The organism is Arthrobacter sp. MOO21 (genome assembly GCF_057369995.2).
Genome location: NZ_CM170671.2, coordinates 2,122,034 through 2,142,946 on the forward strand (window position 1 = coordinate 2,122,034; position 20,913 = coordinate 2,142,946).

At 67.5% G+C, this 20,913-nt stretch carries 19 protein-coding genes; 7 read left to right on the forward strand and 12 right to left on the reverse strand.

Going from position 1 to position 20,913, the window contains the following annotated elements; translation table 11 throughout:
* Nucleotides 1-21 precede the first annotated feature (21 nt).
* Nucleotides 22-198, reverse strand: a complete 177-nt coding sequence (locus AC2JAJ_RS09770; protein WP_454485525.1) for a CsbD family protein — start codon at nt 196-198, stop codon at nt 22-24.
* Nucleotides 199-363: 165 nt separating this feature from the next.
* Complete coding sequence (locus tag AC2JAJ_RS09775; RefSeq protein ID WP_486416024.1) at nt 364-957, reverse strand: TetR/AcrR family transcriptional regulator; 594 nt, start codon at nt 955-957, stop codon at nt 364-366.
* A gap of 124 nt (nt 958-1,081) precedes the next feature.
* On the opposite strand from AC2JAJ_RS09775, the gene AC2JAJ_RS09780 reads away from it, so the two are divergent.
* Complete coding sequence (locus AC2JAJ_RS09780; protein ID WP_486416023.1) at nt 1,082-3,058, forward strand: primary-amine oxidase; 1,977 nt, start codon at nt 1,082-1,084, stop codon at nt 3,056-3,058.
* Between the two features lie 109 nt (nt 3,059-3,167).
* Nucleotides 3,168-3,563, forward strand: coding sequence for a hypothetical protein (locus tag AC2JAJ_RS09785; protein WP_486416710.1), 396 nt, complete (start codon nt 3,168-3,170; stop codon nt 3,561-3,563).
* A 1-nt stretch (nt 3,564) separates the two neighbouring features.
* Here AC2JAJ_RS09785 and AC2JAJ_RS09790 read toward each other — a convergent pair whose 3' ends face one another.
* The 8 genes from AC2JAJ_RS09790 to AC2JAJ_RS09825 all read right to left on the reverse strand — a co-directional run bounded on the left by AC2JAJ_RS09790 (nt 3,565) and on the right by AC2JAJ_RS09825 (nt 11,538).
* Nucleotides 3,565-4,551, reverse strand: coding sequence for an NAD-dependent epimerase/dehydratase family protein (locus tag AC2JAJ_RS09790; protein WP_486416022.1), 987 nt, complete (start codon nt 4,549-4,551; stop codon nt 3,565-3,567).
* A gap of 106 nt (nt 4,552-4,657) precedes the next feature.
* Nucleotides 4,658-5,032 (reverse strand): cupin domain-containing protein, encoded by a 375-nt coding sequence (locus AC2JAJ_RS09795; RefSeq protein WP_486416021.1) that lies wholly within the window; start codon nt 5,030-5,032, stop codon nt 4,658-4,660.
* A gap of 165 nt (nt 5,033-5,197) precedes the next feature.
* A complete protein-coding gene (locus AC2JAJ_RS09800) occupies nt 5,198-5,944 on the reverse strand; it encodes a ThuA domain-containing protein (RefSeq protein ID WP_221383696.1) in 747 nt (248 codons plus the stop codon).
* On the reverse strand, nt 5,944-7,077 hold the full coding sequence (locus tag AC2JAJ_RS09805) for a Gfo/Idh/MocA family protein (RefSeq protein ID WP_221383695.1): 1,134 nt from the start codon (nt 7,075-7,077) through the stop codon (nt 5,944-5,946). Before AC2JAJ_RS09805 ends, AC2JAJ_RS09800 begins: the two co-directional genes overlap by 1 nt.
* A 51-nt stretch (nt 7,078-7,128) precedes the next feature.
* Nucleotides 7,129-8,028: a carbohydrate ABC transporter permease gene (locus AC2JAJ_RS09810; RefSeq protein ID WP_221383694.1), complete on the reverse strand. Its 900-nt coding sequence runs from the start codon at nt 8,026-8,028 to the stop codon at nt 7,129-7,131.
* Nucleotides 8,025-8,972 carry a carbohydrate ABC transporter permease gene (locus tag AC2JAJ_RS09815; protein WP_221383693.1) on the reverse strand — a complete coding sequence of 316 codons (948 nt, stop codon included), beginning with the start codon at nt 8,970-8,972 and terminating at the stop codon, nt 8,025-8,027. Before AC2JAJ_RS09815 ends, AC2JAJ_RS09810 begins: the two co-directional genes overlap by 4 nt.
* A 2-nt stretch (nt 8,973-8,974) precedes the next feature.
* Nucleotides 8,975-10,330 carry an ABC transporter substrate-binding protein gene (locus AC2JAJ_RS09820; RefSeq protein WP_486416020.1) on the reverse strand — a complete coding sequence of 452 codons (1,356 nt, stop codon included), beginning with the start codon at nt 10,328-10,330 and terminating at the stop codon, nt 8,975-8,977.
* 209 nt (nt 10,331-10,539) lie between these two features.
* Nucleotides 10,540-11,538, reverse strand: a complete 999-nt coding sequence (locus AC2JAJ_RS09825; protein ID WP_486416019.1) for a LacI family DNA-binding transcriptional regulator — start codon at nt 11,536-11,538, stop codon at nt 10,540-10,542.
* 386 nt (nt 11,539-11,924) lie between these two features.
* Between AC2JAJ_RS09825 and AC2JAJ_RS09830 the strand changes: the two genes are divergently transcribed.
* Entirely contained in the window at nt 11,925-13,214 is a 1,290-nt protein-coding gene (locus AC2JAJ_RS09830) for an ammonium transporter (protein ID WP_221383691.1), read from the forward strand.
* Nucleotides 13,215-13,427: 213 nt separating this feature from the next.
* Here AC2JAJ_RS09830 and AC2JAJ_RS09835 read toward each other — a convergent pair whose 3' ends face one another.
* Nucleotides 13,428-14,090 carry a glycoside hydrolase family protein gene (locus AC2JAJ_RS09835; protein WP_486416018.1) on the reverse strand — a complete coding sequence of 221 codons (663 nt, stop codon included), beginning with the start codon at nt 14,088-14,090 and terminating at the stop codon, nt 13,428-13,430.
* A 200-nt stretch (nt 14,091-14,290) separates the two neighbouring features.
* Nucleotides 14,291-17,800 (reverse strand): DEAD/DEAH box helicase, encoded by a 3,510-nt coding sequence (locus AC2JAJ_RS09840; protein ID WP_486416017.1) that lies wholly within the window; start codon nt 17,798-17,800, stop codon nt 14,291-14,293.
* Nucleotides 17,801-18,029: 229 nt separating this feature from the next.
* Between AC2JAJ_RS09840 and AC2JAJ_RS09845 the strand changes: the two genes are divergently transcribed.
* The 4 genes from AC2JAJ_RS09845 to AC2JAJ_RS09860 all read left to right on the forward strand — a co-directional run bounded on the left by AC2JAJ_RS09845 (nt 18,030) and on the right by AC2JAJ_RS09860 (nt 20,901).
* The gene (locus AC2JAJ_RS09845; protein WP_473695552.1) at nt 18,030-18,644 is read left to right on the forward strand and encodes a DMP19 family protein; all 615 of its coding nucleotides are present in this window, start codon (nt 18,030-18,032) and stop codon (nt 18,642-18,644) included.
* A gap of 105 nt (nt 18,645-18,749) precedes the next feature.
* Nucleotides 18,750-19,406, forward strand: a complete 657-nt coding sequence (locus AC2JAJ_RS09850; protein ID WP_486416015.1) for a protein tyrosine phosphatase — start codon at nt 18,750-18,752, stop codon at nt 19,404-19,406.
* Nucleotides 19,407-19,553: 147 nt separating this feature from the next.
* Nucleotides 19,554-20,132: an RNA polymerase sigma factor gene (locus AC2JAJ_RS09855; RefSeq protein WP_486416709.1), complete on the forward strand. Its 579-nt coding sequence runs from the start codon at nt 19,554-19,556 to the stop codon at nt 20,130-20,132.
* Nucleotides 20,125-20,901 (forward strand): hypothetical protein, encoded by a 777-nt coding sequence (locus AC2JAJ_RS09860; protein ID WP_486416014.1) that lies wholly within the window; start codon nt 20,125-20,127, stop codon nt 20,899-20,901. The genes AC2JAJ_RS09855 and AC2JAJ_RS09860 overlap by 8 nt, the downstream gene beginning before the upstream one ends.
* Nucleotides 20,902-20,913 lie beyond the last annotated feature (12 nt).

Here is a 20,913-nt window from a genome sequence, read left to right on the forward strand (position 1 = left end):
CGCCCATCAAGCGTTGGCCAATCAGTCGCGCTTGAACGCGTCCTTGACCTTTTCGCCGGCCTGCTTCAGGTCCGCCTTGGACTGGTCGGTCTGGCCTTCGGCCCTCAGGCTCTCGTCGCCCGATGCCGCACCGGCGGCTTCCTTGCCCTTGCCGCCGAGCTTCTCTGCGGCGTTTTCGATCTTGTCATCCAAACCCATGGAGCTGCTCCTTGTAGTGGTGCTCTCCCTGGCCAAAGCCAGAGCCTGACCCCTCCATACTAAGCATGCTTTCTGTTTATGTGCCTCAATCCGCCGGAATTTTTGGGCAGCGATGCGGACTTCAAGGCCCCTGACGCCTGGATCGCTGCGCAAAACCCCAGGGGGTCAGGGGCGGCCCAGGAGGGCGAGGTACCCCTCCAGCTGGGCGTCGTGGCCAAAGTTGGTCTGGCCTGCCGGGGCGAGGGCCGCTTCGATCTGCGCGCCAAGCATCATGTTCAGCAGCTGGCCCGCCAGCAGGGAATCGTCGACGGCGGCAAGCACCTCGCCTGCGTCCCGCGCCTCGGCGAGGTGGCCGCGGATGGCGGCCAGCCACTCCTCCATGGACTGCCGGTGTATTTCGGCCTTTTGGGGATCGTTGACCCCCTTCTGCCAGAAGGGGATGACGATCCGGGCCTCGTTGATGCGCTCCTCGTCCAACGGCAGGACCTCCAGGCAAAAGGCGCGAAGGGCGTCCATGCCGGATTTGCCCCGCGTGACCTCGGCAATCCGCTGGTTGGTCCGGTTGAACACGTGGCCGAAGGCGAATTCCAGCAGCGTGTCCTTGGTGGGAAAGTAGGGCTTCAATGCGCCATTGGCGAACCCGGCCTCCATGGCGATCTCCCGCATGGTGGCGCCCTCGAGGCCGTTCCGGGCGATGATGCGCCACGTGGCATCCACCAGCTCCAGGCGCCGCTCGTCATGGTCAACTATTTTCGGCACCGCTGGCCACTCCCCGGAAAATATTTTCGCTCAGACTCTTGTGAGCCATGTTACGGACGTTTATTCTCTACAACTATAGAAAATAAACCCAGTGGCCGGAAACGGCCCGGACAAAGGTTCTCCCATGACGCTTGCTCCAACTGACGCTCCCACCGGCACCGGCACCGGCACCGGCACCGGCACCGCCTCCGCCGTCAGCCTTGCCACGGCCGCCGAGATCCATGAGGTGCGCTCCATCCTGCAGGAGGAAGGCCACCTTGGCCCGCAGCATCGGATCGCCTACCTGGGCCTGCTGGACCCGGCCCGCGGCACGGCTCCGGAGGACACGGACCGCCGCTTCCGCGTCTTCATCCACGACGTCTCCGGGGCAGCGCCGCGTGACGTCGTCGTCTCCGTGGGACGCCGGAAGGTGGACTCCGCCGTCGTACTCGACACCGCGGTGACCGGCGAGCTGCCGGTCCTGGAGGAGGAGTTCGAGGTGGTGGAGTCACTCCTGGCCACCGATGGGCGCTGGCTCACGGCGCTCGCAGAGCGGAACCTGGACGTGGAAAAGGTCCGCGTGGCGCCGCTGTCCGCCGGCGTTTTCGAGTACGGAGAGGAGAAGGGCCGCCGCATCCTGCGCGGACTGGCCTTCGTCCAGGAGTTCCCGGAAGACAGCGCCTGGGCTCACCCGGTGGACGGCCTCGTGGCGTACGTGGACGTGGTCAGCAAGGAAGTCACCCAGGTGATCGACCTCGGCGCCATGCCCATCCCCGCCGAGCACGGCAACTACACGGACCCGGACCTGGCCGGCCCGGTCCGCACCACCCAGAAGCCGATCAGCATCACCCAGCCTGAAGGCCCCAGCTTCACCGTCACGGGCGGGAACCACGTCGAGTGGGAAAAGTGGAGCGTGGACGTCGGCTTCGATGTGCGCGAAGGCGTCGTCCTGCACAACCTCGCGTTCGAGGACGGCGGGCGGAAGCGGCCCATCGTCAACCGCGCCTCCATCGCCGAAATGGTGGTCCCGTACGGCGACCCGTCGCCGGTCCGTTCCTGGCAGAACTACTTCGACACCGGTGAATACCTGGTGGGCCAGTATGCCAACTCGCTGGAGCTCGGCTGCGACTGCCTGGGCGAGATCACCTACCTCAGCCCCGTCATCAGCGACGCCTTCGGCAACCCGCGCGAAATCCGCAACGGCATCTGCATGCACGAGGAGGACTGGAGCATCCTCTCCAAGCACTCCGACCTGTGGAGCGGCGTCACCTACACCCGCCGCAACCGCCGCCTGGTGATCTCCTTCTTCACCACCATCGGCAACTACGACTACGGCTTCTACTGGTACCTCTACCTGGACGGCACCATCGAATTCGAAGCCAAGGCCACCGGCATCGTGTTCACCTCGGCGTTCCCGGAGGGCGGCTCGGACAACATCTCCCAGCTCGCCCCGGGACTGGGCGCACCCTTCCACCAGCACCTTTTCAGCGCTCGGCTGGACATGGCCATCGACGGGTTCGCCAACCGCGTGGAAGAGGAGGATGTGGTCCGGCAGGCCATGGGCCCCGGCAACGAGCGCGGCAACGCCTTTACCCGGAGACGGACTGTCCTGGCGCGCGAATCCGAGGGGGTCCGGGAAGCCGATGCCCGCGCAGGCCGCACCTGGATCATCTCCAACCCTGAATCCCGCAACCGGCTGGGCGAGCCCGTGGGCTACAAGCTGCACTCCCACAACCAGCCCACGCTGCTGGCGGACCCGGACTCGTCCATCGCCCGCCGCGCAGCCTTTGCCACCAAGGATCTGTGGGTCACCCGGTTCGCGGAGGAGGAGCGCTACCCCACGGGGGACTTCGTGAACCAGCACGCGGGCGGCGCCGGCCTGCCGGCATACGTGGCGCAGGACCGGGACATCGACGGCCAGGACATCGTCGTGTGGCACACCTTCGGCCTGACGCACTTCCCGCGGGTGGAGGACTGGCCGATCATGCCGGTGGACACCGTTGGCTTCAAGCTCCGGCCCGAGGGTTTCTTCGACCGCAGCCCCGTCCTGGACGTCCCGGCCAACCCGAACCAGCAGGCGTCCTCCTGCCACAGCGAGGGCGGCAGCGGTGGCTGCCACTAGCGCCGCCCCTGTCCCGGCACAGAGTTTCCCGGCACAGAGTTTCCCGGTACAGAGTTTCCCGGTACAGAGTACGACGGCGGCAGGACGGGTCCGCGCGGGCGGTCCCGTCCTGCACCCGCGGGTGGTCGCCGTGGTCACCGCCGTGTCCTGCGCGGCTCACCTGTGGCTGGCCGTTTCAGGACACCACGGCCTCTGGCTGGGCCTCCTGATGGTGGCGCTCGCCGCGATCTGCTTCCCCTGCGCCGTCCATGTCTGGCGGCACAGCCGGGTGGCCGCGCTGCACCAGGTGACCGCTGCTGCCCTGGCCATGGCCGCCCTGCACGCGGTCCTGCTGCTCAGCGCGGGCGGTGCTGGACACACCCACGGCGGGGCGCCGCCGTCGTCCGCTGTTGCTGGCGCCGGCAGCACCCAACTGCTGCTGGTCCTCGCCCTGGAACTGGCGACCGCGCTGTTCGCCGCCACGCTGGTGGCCCGGCTGCGGCGGCCTGCAACTGCCCGGACCTGACTTAGCCTGCGGCGACGCCGAGAGGGCGGGCGACGTGCAGCTGGTCGTGGTCCAGCAGCCACTGGATGGACTCGAAGATGGCCTGCTCGGGCTCATAGCGGGGCGCGTAGCCCAGCACGGACACTGCCTTGTCGATGCTGAAGCAGTGGCTGCGGTAGAGGTGGCCCCAGGAGGACTCCGCATACTCCCGTGAGGTGTTTTCGCGGAACCGGTCCCACGGAACCGATTCCAGGATCGCCGCGTGCCCGAACCAGGCGGCGGCGATGTCAGCATAGCCGCGGACCGTCAGCGCCGTCGGGGCGACGATGTTGAAGTCCTCGCCGGACGCCTCCTCCCGCCGGGCGATGGCCTTCTCGAAAGCCTGGGCAACATCATCGGCATGCACGTGGTGCATCAGTTCGGCGCCGCTGCCCGGTATCCGCAGCGGCTGGCCGGAGGAGAGGGTCTGCCAGACGGCAGGGTCGAGGTTTCCCAGCGGGCCGATGGGGTGCCAGCCGGGGCCTACGATGTGGCCGGGATGCAGCGAAGTCGTGGCCAGCCCGCCGCCGGCAGTTTCCTCCTGGAGCATCAGGGCGATCCTGTTCTTCTGGACGCCGTACTCGCCAAAGGGCTCCGCTGCCGATCCCGATCCTTCCCTGATGGGCAGCTTCAGGCTCTGGCCGTACCGCCAGATGGAGCCGCAGTGCAGCAGGTGCCCCACCTCGCCGCGGAGCCGGTGCACCAGTGATGTTGCCGAGTCGAGGGTGAAACAGACAAGGTCCACCACGGCCTCCGCTTTCAGTCCGGCCACCCGGTCCGCGAACGTCCCGTCCCGGTCTTCCTGCTGCCGGTCTGCCGTGACCTGGTGCACCTGCTGCCATTCAGGGGCATCGGCATAGGGCTTATGGGAGCCGCGGCTGATGTTGGTGACCTCATGGCCGGCCCGGACCAGCCGGGGAACCAGGAACGAACCGATGTGGCCGCTGCCGCCGATGACGGTGACTTTCATTGCTCTCCGATCGTTGTGTTCTCCTCAACGGTAGGGCCGCAGCAGCAGGAAAGGGAGGCTTTGAGGGCCTCCCTTTCCTGCTGCGGCCTGGCTTTCCCCCCGCGGCTCAGGCGGGCTTGGCGAACTCGGCCGCGCTCATGACCTCGTAGCCGACGAACGTTTCGTCGTTCTCCACCCACGCATCATGGCCTGCCGGAATCGAATAGGCGTCGCCGGCACGGATAGTCATCTGGCTGCCATCGACGAGCTGTACTGTCAGGGTCCCGGCGGTGCAGAAGCCCAGGTGGTTGACCTGGCAGCTGTCCGTATGGACCACCGTCTTGACTGTTTCCGACCAGCGCCAGCCGGGCTCGAAGGTGAACCGGCCCAGCGTGGTGCCGCCGAGCGTGACGACGTCGACCTGGGTCATGGGCGGGCGGCGCTTTTCGTCGGGCTCGTTGAAGGACTTGGACTCAAGGTCCTTGACCGTTACTGCAGGCATTTCTGGCTCCTCACGAGGGAGTGGTTATGAAATTCATACCCAAGCGCGCTGAGCCGCTCCGGGAAATGGTCCGGCAGGGCGGGATGTGCCCGTCCAGAGCCTGCCGGACCTTGCGTGGCAACGATCCCAATGTGCGCTTACCGGCACCCGATGTCAATGATGCTGTTACTCCTGGAACCACTCCCGGGCAGGGTTCGTCACGGCGGGGGCCGAGCGGTCCAGCCCGGGCTGCGCGGCCCACTTCACGCCGTTGGCCAGGACCCGCTGGACCTGCGGGTGGTGGTACACGGGGTACTCCTGGTCCCCGGGGCTGAAGTAGAAGATGCGGCCCTTGCCGCGGGTGAAGGTGACGCCGGACCGGAACACCTCGCCGCCTGCGAAGGAGCTGATGAAGATCAGGTCGTCGGGGTCCGGGATGTCGAACAGCTCACCGTACATTTCCTGCTCGGGGATGACGATGGGGCTGTCCACGCCCTCGGCGATGGGGTGCGACGGCTTCACGGTCCACACCAGCTCGCGTTCCCCTTCGTTCCGCCAGGCCAGCGAGCAGCTGGTGCCCAGCAGTTTGGTGAAGATCTTCGCGAAGTGCCCCGAGTGGAGCACGATCAGCCCCATGCCGCCGAGCACGTGCCGGTGGACGCGTTCGACGACGGCGTCGCTCACCTCGGCGTGCGCCATGTGGCCCCACCAGAGCAGGACGTCCGTGTCGGCGAGCACCTCCTCGGCCAGTCCGTGCTCCTCGTCCGTGGCGAGGACCGCCGTCGTGATGTCCGCGTCCGGAAGGTGGGAACGCAGTCCCGCGGCGATGGCGCCGTGGATGCCGTCAGGGTAGATCTCGCCGATGTGGGACGGCTCGTTGATGGCTTCGTGGCGGCCTTCATTCCAGACCCGGATCCTCAGTTTGCCGTTCATTAGAGTCGAACCTCCCTCTGCTCCAGCGCGGACTGGTAGCACGCGTCGATGATCTGTGCCCGGTAAAGCGCCAGGGAGCCGTCATGCCTGGCCCATTCCTGTGCACCGCCGCGCACTGCGGTCACGAAGTCTTCCACCACCGCGTCGTGGGCGCGGCCTGGTAGCACGGTCGGCACGTAGTCGGCGGATTCGCCGTCCTTGTCCGTGAACACCCGGAGCTGGCCAACCGGCGGGAACGGAGCGCCCTGCACCTTCAGCTCGGCGCCGCCGTCGGTGCCGTAAATCGTGAAATCGAGCAGGTCGTCCGTTTCCCGGTACGTTGCCCAGGCCGCCTCCAGGAGCAGGGTCCGGCCGCCTTCGAGCCGTAGGAATGCAGAGGCAAAGTCCTCGACCTCGAAGGCGTGGCTGGTGGCCTGCGCCGTGTAGCGGCTTCCACCGCCCCTGCCCTGCGGGCCGAGCTCCGAGTGGGTGGCGGCGGAGACAGCCAGCACCTTCGGTTCGCCGAGCAGGTGCAGGGCGTAGTCCAGTGCGTGGACACCAATGTCCGCCAGCGGTCCGCCGCCGGCAAGCTCCGGGTTGGTGAACCAGCTTCCCAGGGTGGGAATGCCCGAGCGGCGGAGCCAGGATGCCTTGGCGTAGTACGGCCGGCCCAGCCCGCCGTCGTCGATGACTTCCTTGAGGGCCTGGATGTCGCCGCGGCGGCGGTGGTTGAACGCGACGTCCAGGACGCGGCCGGCCTTGCGTGCCGCGTCCACCATGGCCTGGCCTTCGATGGCGTTGCGGGCGATGGGCTTTTCGCTCAGCACATGAATTCCCCGTTCGAGTGCCGCAATGGCGATGGGGGCGTGCAGGAAGGTGGGCACTGCCACGCTGATGGCGTCCAGGCCGCCGTGGTCCAGCATGTCGTTCCAGTCGGCGAAGGCATTCGGAATGGAGTATTCCGCCTGCAGGCTGTCCCGGAGTTCCTGCTCCATGCCTGCCAGCGACACGATCCGGACCCCGTCAAGGTCGTGGTAGGCCTTCAGGTGCTGCTGGCCGGCCCAGCCGATGCCGACCACGCCCACCCTCAACTCCCGGGACGGGGCTTCTCCTGGGGTGGCCGGCCGCTGGCTGGGGGACTGCTCGTTGTTCACGCATATTCCTTTTCTTGTGTGGTGGTACTGGTGTGTGGGTGCGGGTTTTCCTCAGCCTTTGACGGCACCGGCAGTCATGCCGGACACGATACGCCTTTGGCAAAGGAGCACAAGGATGACCAGCGGGACGGTGATGATCACCGATGCCGCACTGATGGTGCCCAGCGGCTGGTCGAACTCGCTGGTGCCGCTGAAGAATGCGATCGCCACGGGAACGGGTCGGGCCTCGGGCGACGTGGTGAGGGTGACGGCCAGCAGGAATTCATTCCATACCGAGATGAACACGAGGATTGCCGTGGTCGCCAGGCCCGGGACAGCCAGGGGCAAAATGACTTTCCGGAAGGCCATGAACGGCGTGGCCCCGTCCATGTAGGCCGATTCCTCAAGCTCGCGCGGGATCTCCCTGAAGAAGGAGGTCAGGGTGTAGATGGCCAGCGGCAAGGCGAAAGTCAGCTTCGGGATGATGAGGCCCAGCAGGGTGTCGTACAGCCCGATCTCGCGCCAGATCGAGAAGATCGGGGCCGCGATGGCGATGGCCGGGAACGTGGTCACCGAGAGGATCAGGGTCAGGATCAGCGCCTTGCGGCGCATCTTGAGCCTGGCGAGGGCATAGGCGGCGAAGGACGCGAACACCAGCGCCACGGTGGTGGTGACGACGGCGATGATCACCGAGTTGCGCAGGGCCAGGAGGAATTCCGGGTTCTGGAACACCGCCAGGTAGTTCCCGATGGTGGGCTGGCTCGGGAAGAGTTCGCCCTTGGACAGGCTGGGGCCGGTCTTGAGCGAGGTGTTGACCAGCCAGTAGAAGGGGATGAGCGAGAAGCCCATCACGGCCACCACGAAGACCCAGACCACCGGGTGCAGTTTTGCTTCTCCGCGGAGCCGCCTTTTCGGTGCCTTACGCAGAGGGGCCTGTGCCGTCGTCGTCCGTTGTGCGGTCAGGATGCTCATTGTTCCTCCTTGGCGACGTCCCGAATGTTCCCTCCGGCGAAGCGGATGTAGACCACCGACACGGCCATGACGGTAAGGAAGGTCAGGATGGACAGCGCCGACCCTTCGCCCACCAGCCGGTTTTCGCGCAGTTGGGTGTAGGCCAGCATGGACATGGACTCGGTGCCGTTGGCTCCCCGGGTCAGCACGAACGGAAGGTCGAAGACGCGCAGTGCGTCCATGGTGCGGAAGATCGCCGCAAGCACAATTGCCGGCCGCAGGAGGGGCAGGGTGATGCCGATGAACGCCTGCCACTTGCTGGCACCATCGAGTTCCGCGGCCTCGTAGGTCTCGGCCGGGATGACCTGCAGGCCGGCCAGGATGATCAGCGCCGCGAACGGCGTGGTCTTCCAGATATCGGCAAGGACGATCACGGCCATCGCATAACCGCGCTCACCCAGCCACACGACGTCACCGCCGGGCAAGCCCAGCATGGAGAGAACGTTGGTGACCAGGCCCAGATTGGGTTGGAACATCGTTTCCCAGGTGATCGCGCTGACCACGGTCACGACTGCGTACGGCAGGAGCACCACGGTGCGCAGCAGCGCCCGGCCCCGGAAAGCGAGGTTCAGCAGCAGGGCCATGGCCGTGCCGAGCACCAGCTCCAGCGAGACCGAGAGCCCCGCGAACAGGAACGTCTGGCCGAAGGCGGCCCACCAGTGGGGGCCTGTGAGGGCGCTGACGTAGTTCTCCAGGCCGACGAAACGCGACAGGCCCGCGGTGCGGACGCTGTACTGGTTCAGCGACAGCCAGAGCGCATATCCGATGGGAACCGCAGCCACCAGCGCCATCAGGACCAGGGACGGGGCGGCCATCCGGACGGCGAGGCGCCGCTCCGCCCGGTCGCGGCCGTTCACGCCGCGACCGGACACCCCGCTGCCCGGGGAAAGGAACTTGACAGCCATGGTCAGAAGCTCGCCTTTGCGGCCTTGATCTCCCCGGCCATCGCCTTAACCGCGTCCTCCGTGGAGGCAGTACCGGACAGGACGGCGTAGACGTTCTTGTAGATCGCCTGGGAAATCTGCGGGTAGACCGGGGAGATCGGGCGCGGCTTGGCACCCTTGACGGAAGCCAGCAGTTCGGTGGCAAACGGCATCTTCGCCAGGACGCCCGCGTCGGAGTAGGCGTCCTCGTTGACCGGGGCCTGGGAGAAGTCCATGGCCACGTGCTTCTGCCAGTCCGGGGTGGTGGCGAAGTTGATGAAGGCCACGGCGGCGGCCTTGTTGGTGGAGTGCGCCGAGATGGCGAGGTTCCACCCGCCAAGGACGCCGGACGCCTTGCCGCCTTCCCAGGCCGGAAGCGGAGCCACTCCGAAGGTGCCGGCCAGCGGGGTGGCGTTGAGGAGGCGGTAGACGTGGGGCCAGTTGCGCTGGTAACCGAAGTTGCCGGACTCATAGGCCAGGCGTGCCGGGTCCTCGTTGTAGGTCAGCACCGCGCGGTCTGCCGAGCCCTCCTTGAGGCCCTTCACCATGAAGTCCAGCACCTTCCGGCTTTCCGGCGAGTCGATCCGGACTTCTCCCTTGTCGTCCAGCACTTCTCCGCCGGCGCTGTAGAGCATCTCGAGGAAGTTCACGGTGAGGCCCTCGTACTGCTTGCCCTGGTAGACGAAGCTGTTGCCCGGTGCCTTGGCCGCCTCGCTGTAGAGCTGCTGCCATGTTTCGGGCTTGGCTACCTTGTCCTTCTGGTAGTAGATGAGCCCTGCGTTGGTGAAGAACGGCGAGGCCCAGTACTTGTCCTCGTACTTGGTGGTCTCGACGGTGGAGGGGATGAGGCGTTCCTTGTTGGCCTCGACGAGTTTGGTCTGGTCCAGGAGCCAGCCCTGGGACGCGAATTCGGACGTCCAAATGACGTCGGTGAGGAAGATATCGCATTCGGTGGACTTGCCCTCGAGCCTCTGCACGGCCTGGGTGCGGGCTTCGTCGGTGGTCGCCCCGATCTCGGTGTACTTGGCGGTGACCTTGCCGTTCGCCGCGGTGAACGCCTCCGTGGTGCCCTTGTAAATGCCGGAGGCGTCTTTTCCGCCGCAGACGGTGAGGTTCCCGGCGGCGGAGTCTGCGGACGCCGGATCGGCGGCCGCCGGCTGGTCCGCCCCCTGCGGGGCCGCGCCGCCGCCGCATCCGCTGAGCAGCAGGCCCACGGCGACGGCTGCGGCCACGGCAGCGGCGGTGCGCGCGCGTCGCTGGTTACCGGCGCCGGGAGCAGTCCCGGTTGCAAGCGGTGCGGTGTCCTCCTGGAACGCGGAAGAACGTCGAATCAAATCCACAAGTGGCTCCTTTGGGGGTCTGTGGGGAAGCGCAAGGGCGCGGCGGTGCAGTACTGACCGCAGGCCCTAAGCGCGGCTTCTTTGCCTGGCTGGCTTCTTTCGATGACGGTGGAATCGATTCCAAAAATGATGCTCGAAGTCATCGCGGTAACTTTGGAATCGATTCCACAGAAGTGTGACAGGGGCCACGTTGGCCTGTCAACCCTCCATCAGTTGTTGGTGGAGTCCCTGATCACCAGTTTGTGGGGGAGGAACATCCTGCCCCTGCGGTGCGGCCCCGGCGTGGTCATCCGGGCGAGGAGTGCCTCGAAGGCGAGGCGGCCCATCTCGTAGGCCGGCTGCCTGATGGTGGTCAGCTCCGGCACGCACATTTCCGCCTGCACGGAATCGTCAAACCCCACCACGGCGATGTCGTCAGGGACCCGCAACCCGGCGTCGGTAATTGCCCGCACGCAACCTGCGGCCACGGTATCGCTGCCGCAGAACACGGCGTCGGGAAGCGGATCCGCCTTCAGGAGGTCCATGGCCTGGGCCCGGCCGGTGCGGAAATCGAAGTCTCCTTCGAAAAACAGGATCTGGTCGGGCGGCAGGCCTGCCTCAGCGGCTGCCTGGCGGAAGCCTTCCTCACGCAGGCGCCCGGAGCGGGCCGCCCGGTTGCCGATCATTGCCAGGCGCTGGGCGCCCGTCCGGATCAGGTGCCGGGTGATGTCCACGGCAGCCTGCCGGTCGTCGATGGCAACCCCGAAGGCGGCGTCGGCGTTGGCAATCTCGCAGACCTGGACAACGCTCTGCTGTTCGGCCATGTCCGCAATGTCCTCGTCCGGCATCGTGGGGGAGAACATCACCAGGCCGTCCACGGACCCGTTCCGAAGCATGTCCACCAGCTGCTGTTCACGTTCCGGGTCACCGGCCGTAGGGGCGATGAGGCTGACATACCCGGAAAGTGCGGCAGCGTCGCTGACCCCCCGGAAGGCTTCGCTGATGACCGGCGAGTTCAGGTTCTTGGCAAGCGCCAGGATGCGCATGGTGCGGTCGCGGCGCAGGTCGCGTGCCGAGGCCAGGGGGCGGTAGTTGAGCTGCCGCACGGCTGCGGTGACTTTTTCCTTGCTCGACGCACTCACTGCCGGGCTGCCGTTCAGGACCCGGGAGACGGTACCGACGGACACGCCCGCCGTTCTGGCAACGTCCTGGACTGTCGCTCGCGCCATTTCCCTTTATCCTTCCGCGGCCGGTGGCCGTAGCTGCCCCGTTTCGCTGGGCGGTTTCAGCTTAGCGGCCGTCCGCCGGGCAAGAGCGTGGCCGCCAGCGGAGCATCCTTTGGCCCCGCCGTGGCGCGCAGTCCAATGCCCGGGTCCGGGCCGCTGAAGAAGGCTGTCCGGCAAGCGTCCCGCGGGGCGCCTGGGACTGGCGTGTGGATGACTGAAACCACCATTTAACACAGCCGAAACCCACCCAAAAATAGCCGCCATACAGTTGGAACCAGACGGCAACAGCCGCCCCTCCGCTGAACGTGGCCCCTCCGTCCACGTCCCTCCACGGAGCGGCCCTGGCGGCAACTTACCGTTCTCTCTTCGCATCTTGAAAGGGGTTTCCCATGGATTCGGGAAATGTCGCTTGGATTTTGGCCAGCTCGGCGCTGGTCTGCATGATGATCCCCGCCCTGGCCCTGTTTTATGGGGGCATGGTGGGCTCGCGCCGCATCCTCAACATGATGATGATGTGCTTCGGCGGAGCCAGCCTCGTTGCAGTGCTTTGGGCGCTGTTCGGTTACTCCATGGCCTTCGGCAACTCCGTGGGCGGCCTGGGACTCATCGGTGACGTCACCGAGTTCCCCGGCATGGGGCAGCTGCTGGCCGCGGACGAGGGGGCGTCCATCCCGGTCATTCTGTTTGCCGCGTTCCAGCTGTTCTTCGCCTGCGTCACCACGGCGCTGGTAGCCGGAGCCGCTGCCGGACGCATGAAGTTCGGCGCCTGGATGCTGTTCGCCGGCATCTGGGCCACCATTGTCTACTTCCCCATCGCGCACTGGGTGTTCGCCTTCAACTCGGCGGACGGCAGCTCGGTGGGGGGCTGGATTGCCAACGGCATCAAGGCCATCGACTTCGCCGGCGGCACCGCGGTGCACATGAACGCCGGCGCCGCAGCCCTGGCCCTGGCGCTGGTCCTGGGCAAGAGCTCCGGCTGGCCCAAGGTGGAGCACGCCAAGCCGCACAGCCGGCCGCTGGTGCTGGTGGGCGCAGGCCTGCTGTGGGTGGGCTGGTTTGGCTTCAACGCCGGCTCCGCACTCTCCGCCGGCCAGTCGGCGTCGGTGGTCTTCCTGAACACCGCGGTGGCAGCTTCCGCAGGCCTCCTTGCGTGGGCCCTCGTGGAGCGGGTGCGCCATGGCGCAGCCACCAGCATGGGTGCCGCATCCGGCCTGATCTCCGCCCTGGTGGCCATTACCCCCGCCTGTGGCGCGGTCAGCCCGCTCGGTGCCCTGGCCATCGGCGCCATCGCCGGTGCTGTCTGCTCGCTCGCCATCGAGCTGAAGTTCCGGCTCGGCTTTGATGACTCGCTCGACGTCGTCGGTGTCCACCTGGTGGGAGGCATCCTGGGCACCCTGCTGATCGGCCTCTTCGCCACGGACGCAGCACCCAATGCCGTCAGCGGCCTGTTCTACGGCGGCGGTTTCGAACTGCTGGGCGTGCAGTCACTCGCCACCGTCACGGTGCTGGTCTACTCCTTCGGCATCACCTGGGTCCTGGCCAAGATCCTGGACAAGACCATTGGCCTGCGCATCAAGCCCGAGGATGAACTGCGCGGCATCGACCTCGCAGCGCACTCCGAGCTGGCCTACCTGACGGACGAGGACCCGGTGGAACTGGGCTCACCGCAGCGGATCTAGACCCTCCAAGCCGCCGGGCGCCCGCCTGCTGGGGGCGGCGCCCGGTGCAGGAGCCTGGGGTGCAACAAACCTGGGGTGCACACCCGGGTCCCAGCGCACGAGTCAGGGCCAGACCTTGGACCGGTGCCGGCAGCCGCCGGCTTATAGTTCCAGGGTTTGGCCCTTCGTTGTGCCCGACGACGTTCCGCCCCGGCACTCAGTGCTCCACTGTTCTCAGTGCTCGATGCACACCAGGATGCCGTCCCGCACCTCCAGCACCGCTGCACGGACATGGCTGAGGCGGGTCCGCGGATCCGGCTCCATCCTGTCGATCTCCTCGCCGCCCCAGTAGGGGTGCGTGAAGTAGACCAGCAGCGCACGCTGCGTACCGCCGTCGGACGTTCGAGTGTCCGCAAGGGGCACCACGTCCGCATGGCGCCCGACGACGGGCCTTCCGTCCACGCTCTCCGGCGCCGTGAGGATCAGCCCGCCCAGGTGGTCCTGCCGTGTCCAGTTCCCGGCGCCGTCGTCCGAACGGTACACGGCCTGGCCGCGCCATTCGTCCACGATCATCCAGTAGCCGCCGCCGAGCCGGAAGACCTTGGGCCCTTCGTGCGGGCGGCCCGGAATAACCATGCCTTCCAGGTTCCACGACGACGGGTCCTCCGGGGTATCGCTCACTGCGCTGCAGGTGTTGGAGCCGCGGGACTCGTCCTTGTACCAGAGCCGGTACCGGCCGTCCCCGCACCGGGCCACGGCGGCGTCGATCACCCGCGGCGAGTCCAGGTCGATGCGGCCCAGGTACTCCCAGGTCTCCAGGTCCCGGCTCGCGAACTGGACGATCCCGGCGCTGCCGGTCCAGTCGGTCCGCCTGCCGCCGAGGACCGTGAGGTACATGATCCATTGGTCCCCAACGCGGACGACGTCGGGCGCCCACAGGGTTGCCGGCAGTTCCGTTCCGGGCGAGCATAGATTGCTCTTTTCGACGCGTGAATGCCTTTGCGCTGCACAAATTCCCTGGCGCTGCGGATATATGGGCCGCGACAGGGAACCTGCGCGTCGAATTTGCAGCACCGCATCGAAAACCCCGCCCGGTACTACTCCTTGAACAGCCCGGCAAGGTCCTCGGCCGTGATGGCTCCGCCGGCCAGGGCGTCGCCTTCCATGACGTCCGCGAAGAGCTGCGACTTCCGGGTCTTCAGTGCCATGACCTTTTCCTCAATGGTGTCCTTCGCGACCAGCCGGTACACCATCACGTTGCGCGCCTGGCCGATCCGGTGCGTCCGGTCCACCGCCTGCGCCTCGGAGGCCGGGTTCCACCAGGGATCGAGCAGGAAGACGTAGTCGGCCTCCGTGAGGTTGAGCCCAAAACCGCCGGCCTTCAGCGAAATGAGGAACACCGGAGCGCTGCCGTTCTTGAACTCGCTGACCACGTCGGCACGGTTCCGCGTGCCGCCGTCGAGGTAGCAGTATTCGATCTGCTCCTCGTCCAGCCGCTCGCGCACCTTCCCCAAAAACCCGGTGAACTGGCTGAAGATCAGCGCCCGGTGCCCCTCGGCCACCAGGTCCTCGAGCTGCTCGAACAGGACGTCCAGCTTGCTGGACCGGACGGCGGACAGCGCGGGGTCCACCAGCGAGACGTCCAGGCTGAGCTGCCGCAGCAGCGTCAGCGACTGGAAAATCGTGAACCGGTTCTTGTTGACGTCCTCGATCAGGCCCAGGATCTTTTGCCGCTCGCGCTGCAGGTGCGTCTGGTAGACCTTCTGGTGCCGCGGGTTGAGCACCACTTCCAGGACCTGCTCCTGCTTGGGCGGCAGGTCCTTGATCACCTGGTCCTTGGTGCGCCGCATCATCAGCGGGCGGACCCGGCGCCGCAGCTTCTCCAGCTGCCCCTTGTCGCCGTTCTTCTCCACGGGCTTCTGGTAGTACTCCGCGAACCGCTTGGGGCTGGAGAACAGGCCGGGAGCCACGATGGACGTGAGCGCCCAGAACTCCATGAGGTTGTTCTCCAGCGGTGTGCCGGTGATGGCCAGCTTGAATGCAGCCGGCAGCTTCCGCGCGCACTGGTAGGCCTTGGACTGGTGGTTCTTCACGAACTGGGCCTCGTCCAGGACCAGGCCCGCCCAGCCCAGGGAGGCATAGGAGTCGTAGTCGATGCGGAACAGGGCATAGGAGGTGATGACGACGTCGGCCCCGCCCAGGGACTCCACCGGGTCCAGCCCGCTCTTGCCGAACGTCTCACCGACAGTCCGGACGGTGAGGCCGGGGGCGAACCGGGCGGCTTCGAGGGCCCAGTTGCCCACCACGCTGGTGGGGGCCACCACCAGGAAAGGCGCGACGGCGGCGGGCCGGCCTGCGGACGTGGCGGCAGCACCGCCGTCGGCGTGGTTTTCGAAGGAGTGGTCCTTTGGCGCGGCCGCCGCGGCAGTCTCAACGGCCAGTTCCTTCGCCGCGCACATCAGTGCCAGCGCCTGGACAGTCTTGCCGAGGCCCATGTCGTCCGCGAGGACGCCGCCCAGGCCGTGCTTGTAGAGGAAGGAGAGCCAGTTGTAGCCCTCCAGCTGGTACGGCCGCAGCTCGGCGTTCAGGGACGCTGGCAGTGGCAGCCCGTCGGTGCCGCCTTCCAGGAGCCCGCCCACCGCCGACCGCCAGGCTGCCGCCTGCTGGTCGACGATGCCCAGCTGCGCCAGTTCGTCCCACAGCCCTGCCTGGAAGCGGCTGATCTGCAGCGGCGCGTCCTTGTTGTCCTGCAGCGAGCGGGCCTCCTCAATGAGCGCCTGCAGCTGGTGCAGGTCCGGCAGGTCCAGTGAAAAGTAGGCGCCGCTGGGCAGCAGCATCTTGGTCTGGCCGGCGGCGAGGGCGGAAAACACCGCGGCGAAGGAGACCGGCTGGCCTTCCAGGGAAATCTGGATGCCGAGGTCGAACCAGTCGCGCTGCTCGGTGGCCTTGGTGGAGATGGAGACCACGGGGGCTTCCCCGGCCTCCCGGTAGTCGGCGATGTCGCCCGCCGTCTCCACCTCGACGTCCGGGGCCTCGCGCAGGCGCGGCAGCACTTCCTCGGTGAACGCCAGCGTGTCCAGGCCCGTCAGCTCGGCCGATGCCGCCAGCCGGGGCGTACCCCAGCCGCCGGTAGCGGATTCGCCCAGGGCGGCCACCACCTCCCACGGCTGGCCGACGCCTTCCAGGATGCGGGATTCCGCAGTGTCGTCGCGGTAGCCGGCGTCGCCGGGATGCCGCCACAGGGGCTGCGCCGTGACCAGCTTGCCGGTCTTGTAGTGCCACTCCCAATGCAGCCGGACCCGGTGGTCAGCCCCGTAGTTGGCCAGCAGGGACAGGGTGGGAACAGCTAGCTCCGGCAGCTCCACGGACTCGTCCCGCGCGCTGACCCGGGCGGTCTGCTTGAGCTTGGGATAGAAATTGGTGAGGAAGCGCGTCTCATCCTTGGCTGGAATATGCAGGTGGCTCCCGGCCGTGACGAACGCCAGCAGCTCCGCGCTGAGCCCGCTCTCCAGCGGCGCCAGGGTGATGAGGCCGTCGGGGTCGGGCACCCCGGGGAGCGAGGCCTCCCCCGTGGTGAAGAAGATGCCGTGGGCCGGGCGGCCGATCGTCCCCACGGATGCCGGATCAACCTCTTCGCCCTCAACGGTGATGGTCGGCGCCAGCTCCAGCCCGCCGTCGGACGTTGCCGGGGAGGGTGCGGCGGCACCGCCTTCCGCGCTGCCCGGTTCGGCCACGGGCGTGCCGTACCGGCTCAGGGAAAGCCCGACGGCGGCGGGGGCCTCCGCGAGCCGGACCGGTTCGCTGCCGCGCGAGTGGACCAGGGCGAGTCCGATCTTTTTGGCATCGGACAGCAGGCCCCAGAGGTTCTTCCCCGCGTAGGAGTTCAGGCCCAGCCACAGTCCGGCGGAGTTGTGCATCCGGCTGGCGGAGGAGGAATGGCCGGCCAGGAACTCCTGCAGCCACTCAACATGCGCCTGGTTCGATTCGCGCCGGAAATTCAGGTAACTCAGGGTGTTCCAGGAAACGTCGCCGCGGATCCACTTGCCCTTGGCGCCCATGATGACGGGCCGGACCTTGAGCTGGCGGACGCCGCGGACCGGATCCCGGCGGCCGGTGTAGGAAAAGTGCGGCGGCGGTTCTTCAATCTCGAACTGCAGCGCCAGGGGAACCCCGGCGGCCGAGGGCGTGGTACCGGGCTGGGAGATCAGCGGGCTCAGTGCCTGTTCCCAGTCCGCAAGGGCTGCGGAGGGCGCGTGGGACACCTGGGTTGACGCCGACGGAGTAAGCAACTGGACGCGGATGGCCGGGTTGTCCTCCGCCGCGAAGAGCAGTGCCGCCACGTGTTTGCAGTCCTTGCGGACCGGGCAGCTGCACACGCCTACGGTGCAGCTCCAGCCGCCCCCGCGCCGGACCAGCTTGGCCGTGGTGGAGTACGGAACGTCCGCGCCTCCCCGGACCTTGCCCAGCATCAGCCCCGTCCCGGCGTCGAACGACATCCCCGAGACGCGGCTGGCCATGGCATAGGCCAGCCCGGCCGCGAGGGAGCGGTCGTTGATCGCGGGAGTCTGTATTGCCAGGGCCGCACTTTCGTCCGGTTGGGTTGGCATGGAACGCTACTTTCAGCAGGCCACGGCGGAGCCGGGTCCGGTGGGTGGTTATCTGATCCATCTTAGTTCGCCGGGCGGCAGCCCATGGCCGCGCCGCCTGCCGCCGGAGGTTCCCCAACGGACCCGGAAACTTCGCCTGGCGTTCATTTTTTCTCCAGCACTGGCGTGAACTGGCGGCCGTACCGTGAAGGCGTCCACAGCGCCACCAGTACCAGCAGTAAGGATTCCCATGATCACCAGCCAGCAGCCCGTCGTCCTGACCAGCAGCAGCGTCGAAGCCGGCAGCGAGGAAGCGGTGGCGGCCAACGTCAGCGTGGTGGACGCCATGCATGCCGCCCTCCTGCACCTGGAGGAGATGTCCCCGGCGGCAGTCCGCAGCTACTACGTGGATTTCTACCTCAGCCAGGCGCTGGAGGGCGGGTTCGCGCAGTACGTCTTCACCGCAGGGGACCGCGCGGAGACGGACACCCTGATCCGGGAAGGCATGGCGGGCATGGGGGCGGCCGCCCACCTGGACCTCTTCAACCGCACGGTCGAGGCGTACGACAGCCTGTCCGACGAAGATGCCGTGCACTACCTGGACGGCACACCGGACGAGCGGGGAGACGTTCCCGACGGCGTCCTCCGGATGGAGGAGCTCGACGGCGAGTTCGAGGAACTGCTGGAACGTGAAAACATCACCGCGCTCAACGCGGCCTGGCTGTGCCGGCAGGCGGACCTGCTGGTCCTCGACGACGAAGAAGTGGGCGCCTACATCCAGCACCTGGCCGCCCGGATCCCGGACCTGGAGGAGCGCCGGGCCAGGGTGGTCGCGGACCTGCTTGCGGACGCGTTCATCGACTGAATCCCTGCCGGCCGTAACCTTTGCGGGGTCCGGGGCGATATAGCAGGTGATGGGTCCGCCAGCCGGATCCAGTAGGACGTGTCGTCAAGGTTTGGAGAAGTAAAGATGTCTGTGTTCACCGTTCTCGCCACCAGCAAAGTTGCCGCTGGAGTCCTGGCAGCAGGAACCCTGGCTGTAGGAGGCACCGGTGCCGCCGCTGTCTCGGGTGTCCTCCCCACCGAAGCCCAGCAGACCGCCCACGAACTCTTTGGAGCCCCGGCCCCGAAGCAGGCAGCCGAGGCCGCAGCCGACGCCACCGCAACCGCCACCGCGACTGCAGAAGCAGAGACCGGCGCCACGGCAGAGGCTTCCGAAAGCGGGGCCACCGCCAGCACCTCGGCCTCCGCTGACGCCAACACCGCAGTGGACGCCGCCGGTCCCGCCGCCCTGGGCCTCTGCACCGCGTACACCAACGGCGGCCTGGACGCTTCCTCCAAGGCGTTTTCCTCGCTGTCCATCGCCGCCAAGGGTGACGCGAACATCGAGAGCTACTGCACCGATGTCGTAGCCAAGGCTGAGGCCGCCGCCAAGGGCAGCGCCGAAGCGAAGGGCTCCGCCTCCGCAAAGGTTGAGCGTCCCGAGGTTCCGGCTGTTCCGTCCGCCCCCGCGGTTCCGGCTGTTCCTGCCGTTCCGGGCGTCGACGGCGAACCCGCCGTTCCTGCCGTGCCTGCTGTTCCGGCCGGGGGCAACGCGGTCCACGCTCCGTCGGTTTCTGTCCGCTAAGACAGTTGGCCTAGTCTGGACTGCGGCTGCAGCCGCAGTCCAGGCAGCCGGGCAGCAGCCCGGAAAGACCCGCAACGAGGCAGCCGGAAAAACCATGGGGGTGGGCAGTCCGCGCCGGAAACCGGGAGCGGCATGCGCCCCCCCGCGATGGAGGAGCCGCTGGTGCTGGACACTTTGGCCCAGGACGAGATTGACATATTCGACGACGCGGCCGGGACGGATCCGGCCGTGTTGTTCGACGCTGCCTACCGCACCTTCGCCGGCCCGGTACAGGGGTACCTCAAGGCGCGCGGGCTCGATGATCCCGAGGCCGTCACCCAGGACGTTTTCCTGGCTTTTTACCCCAGAATCGGCAGCCTCACCGGCGGAGTGCAGGGCGCCAAATCGCTGCTCTTCTCGATTGCCCACGCCCGCATGGTGGATCACTACCGCCGGCTGGAACGCCGGCCGCAGCTCACCCCGTATGACCCCCTGACGGACGGCCGGACCACGCCCTCCGCAGAGGACCTTGCCGTCGAACTGGCCAGCGGCGCGGAAGCCATGCTGGAAGGACTCAGCGAGGAACACCAGGAGGTCCTGGCCCTTCGCGTCGTGGCCGACCTGTCCATCGACCAGGTGGCCGCCATCATGGGCAAGAGTGCCGGAGCCGTCAAGCAGCTCCAGCGCAGGGCCCTCCAAAACCTCAAGGCACAAACGCTCAAAAGAAACCAGGCGAACAATGAGTGACACCGCAGGCTCCCGCAACGACCGGTTCGTTGACCAGCTCCTGCTCGAAGCGGACCTGGACGACGACGGCCAGCTCCGTCCCGCACTGCTCCAGCTGCGTGGGCTGGCAGCGCAGGCGCCCGCGCCGTCTGCCGACGTCGCCGCGCTGATGGCCGGTGCCGGCACTGCCCGCGCCGCCAGCCCGGCAACGGCAACGCTGACCGCCGTCGACCTGCAGGTCGTGGAACCGGCCACCGCCGAACCCGCCGCCATGCGCCATGCTGGACGCCCGGCCGACGAACTGGCCGCCCGCCGCAGGGCGAAGCGCCGCATCACCCTGACCACGTTGTCGGTGGCTGCCTCGCTCGCCGCCGGCGGTGCGGTCGCCGTCGCCTCCGACCAGGGCCTCCGCGACTCCTTCGCCCAGCTGAACCAGGCCGTCACGTCGTTCGTTACCGGTACCTCCGCAGCGCCCACGGGAAGCACCGGCGGCGATGTGCCGGCTCCCCGTCCGGCTGCCCCGGCGCCGTCAACGAGCCCGGACGCCGTCCCCACCGCCACGGCAACCGCGCCGGCCCCCGCTGCCGGGGCGCCGTCGACCGCGCCGGGCCGGCCGGGCAATGCTCCCACGCACGGACAACCGGGCGGGAAGAACCCCGCGCAGCCGACAACGCCGGGCTCCGTCGCGGAGGACGTCAGGAAGGGCCTCGATGAGGCCCCGAAGCTGCCCGTTCCCGCCCCGACGGAGATGCCGCTGCCCAGCAAAATCCCGGACGTTCCGCTGCGGTAGTGCCGCTGCCCG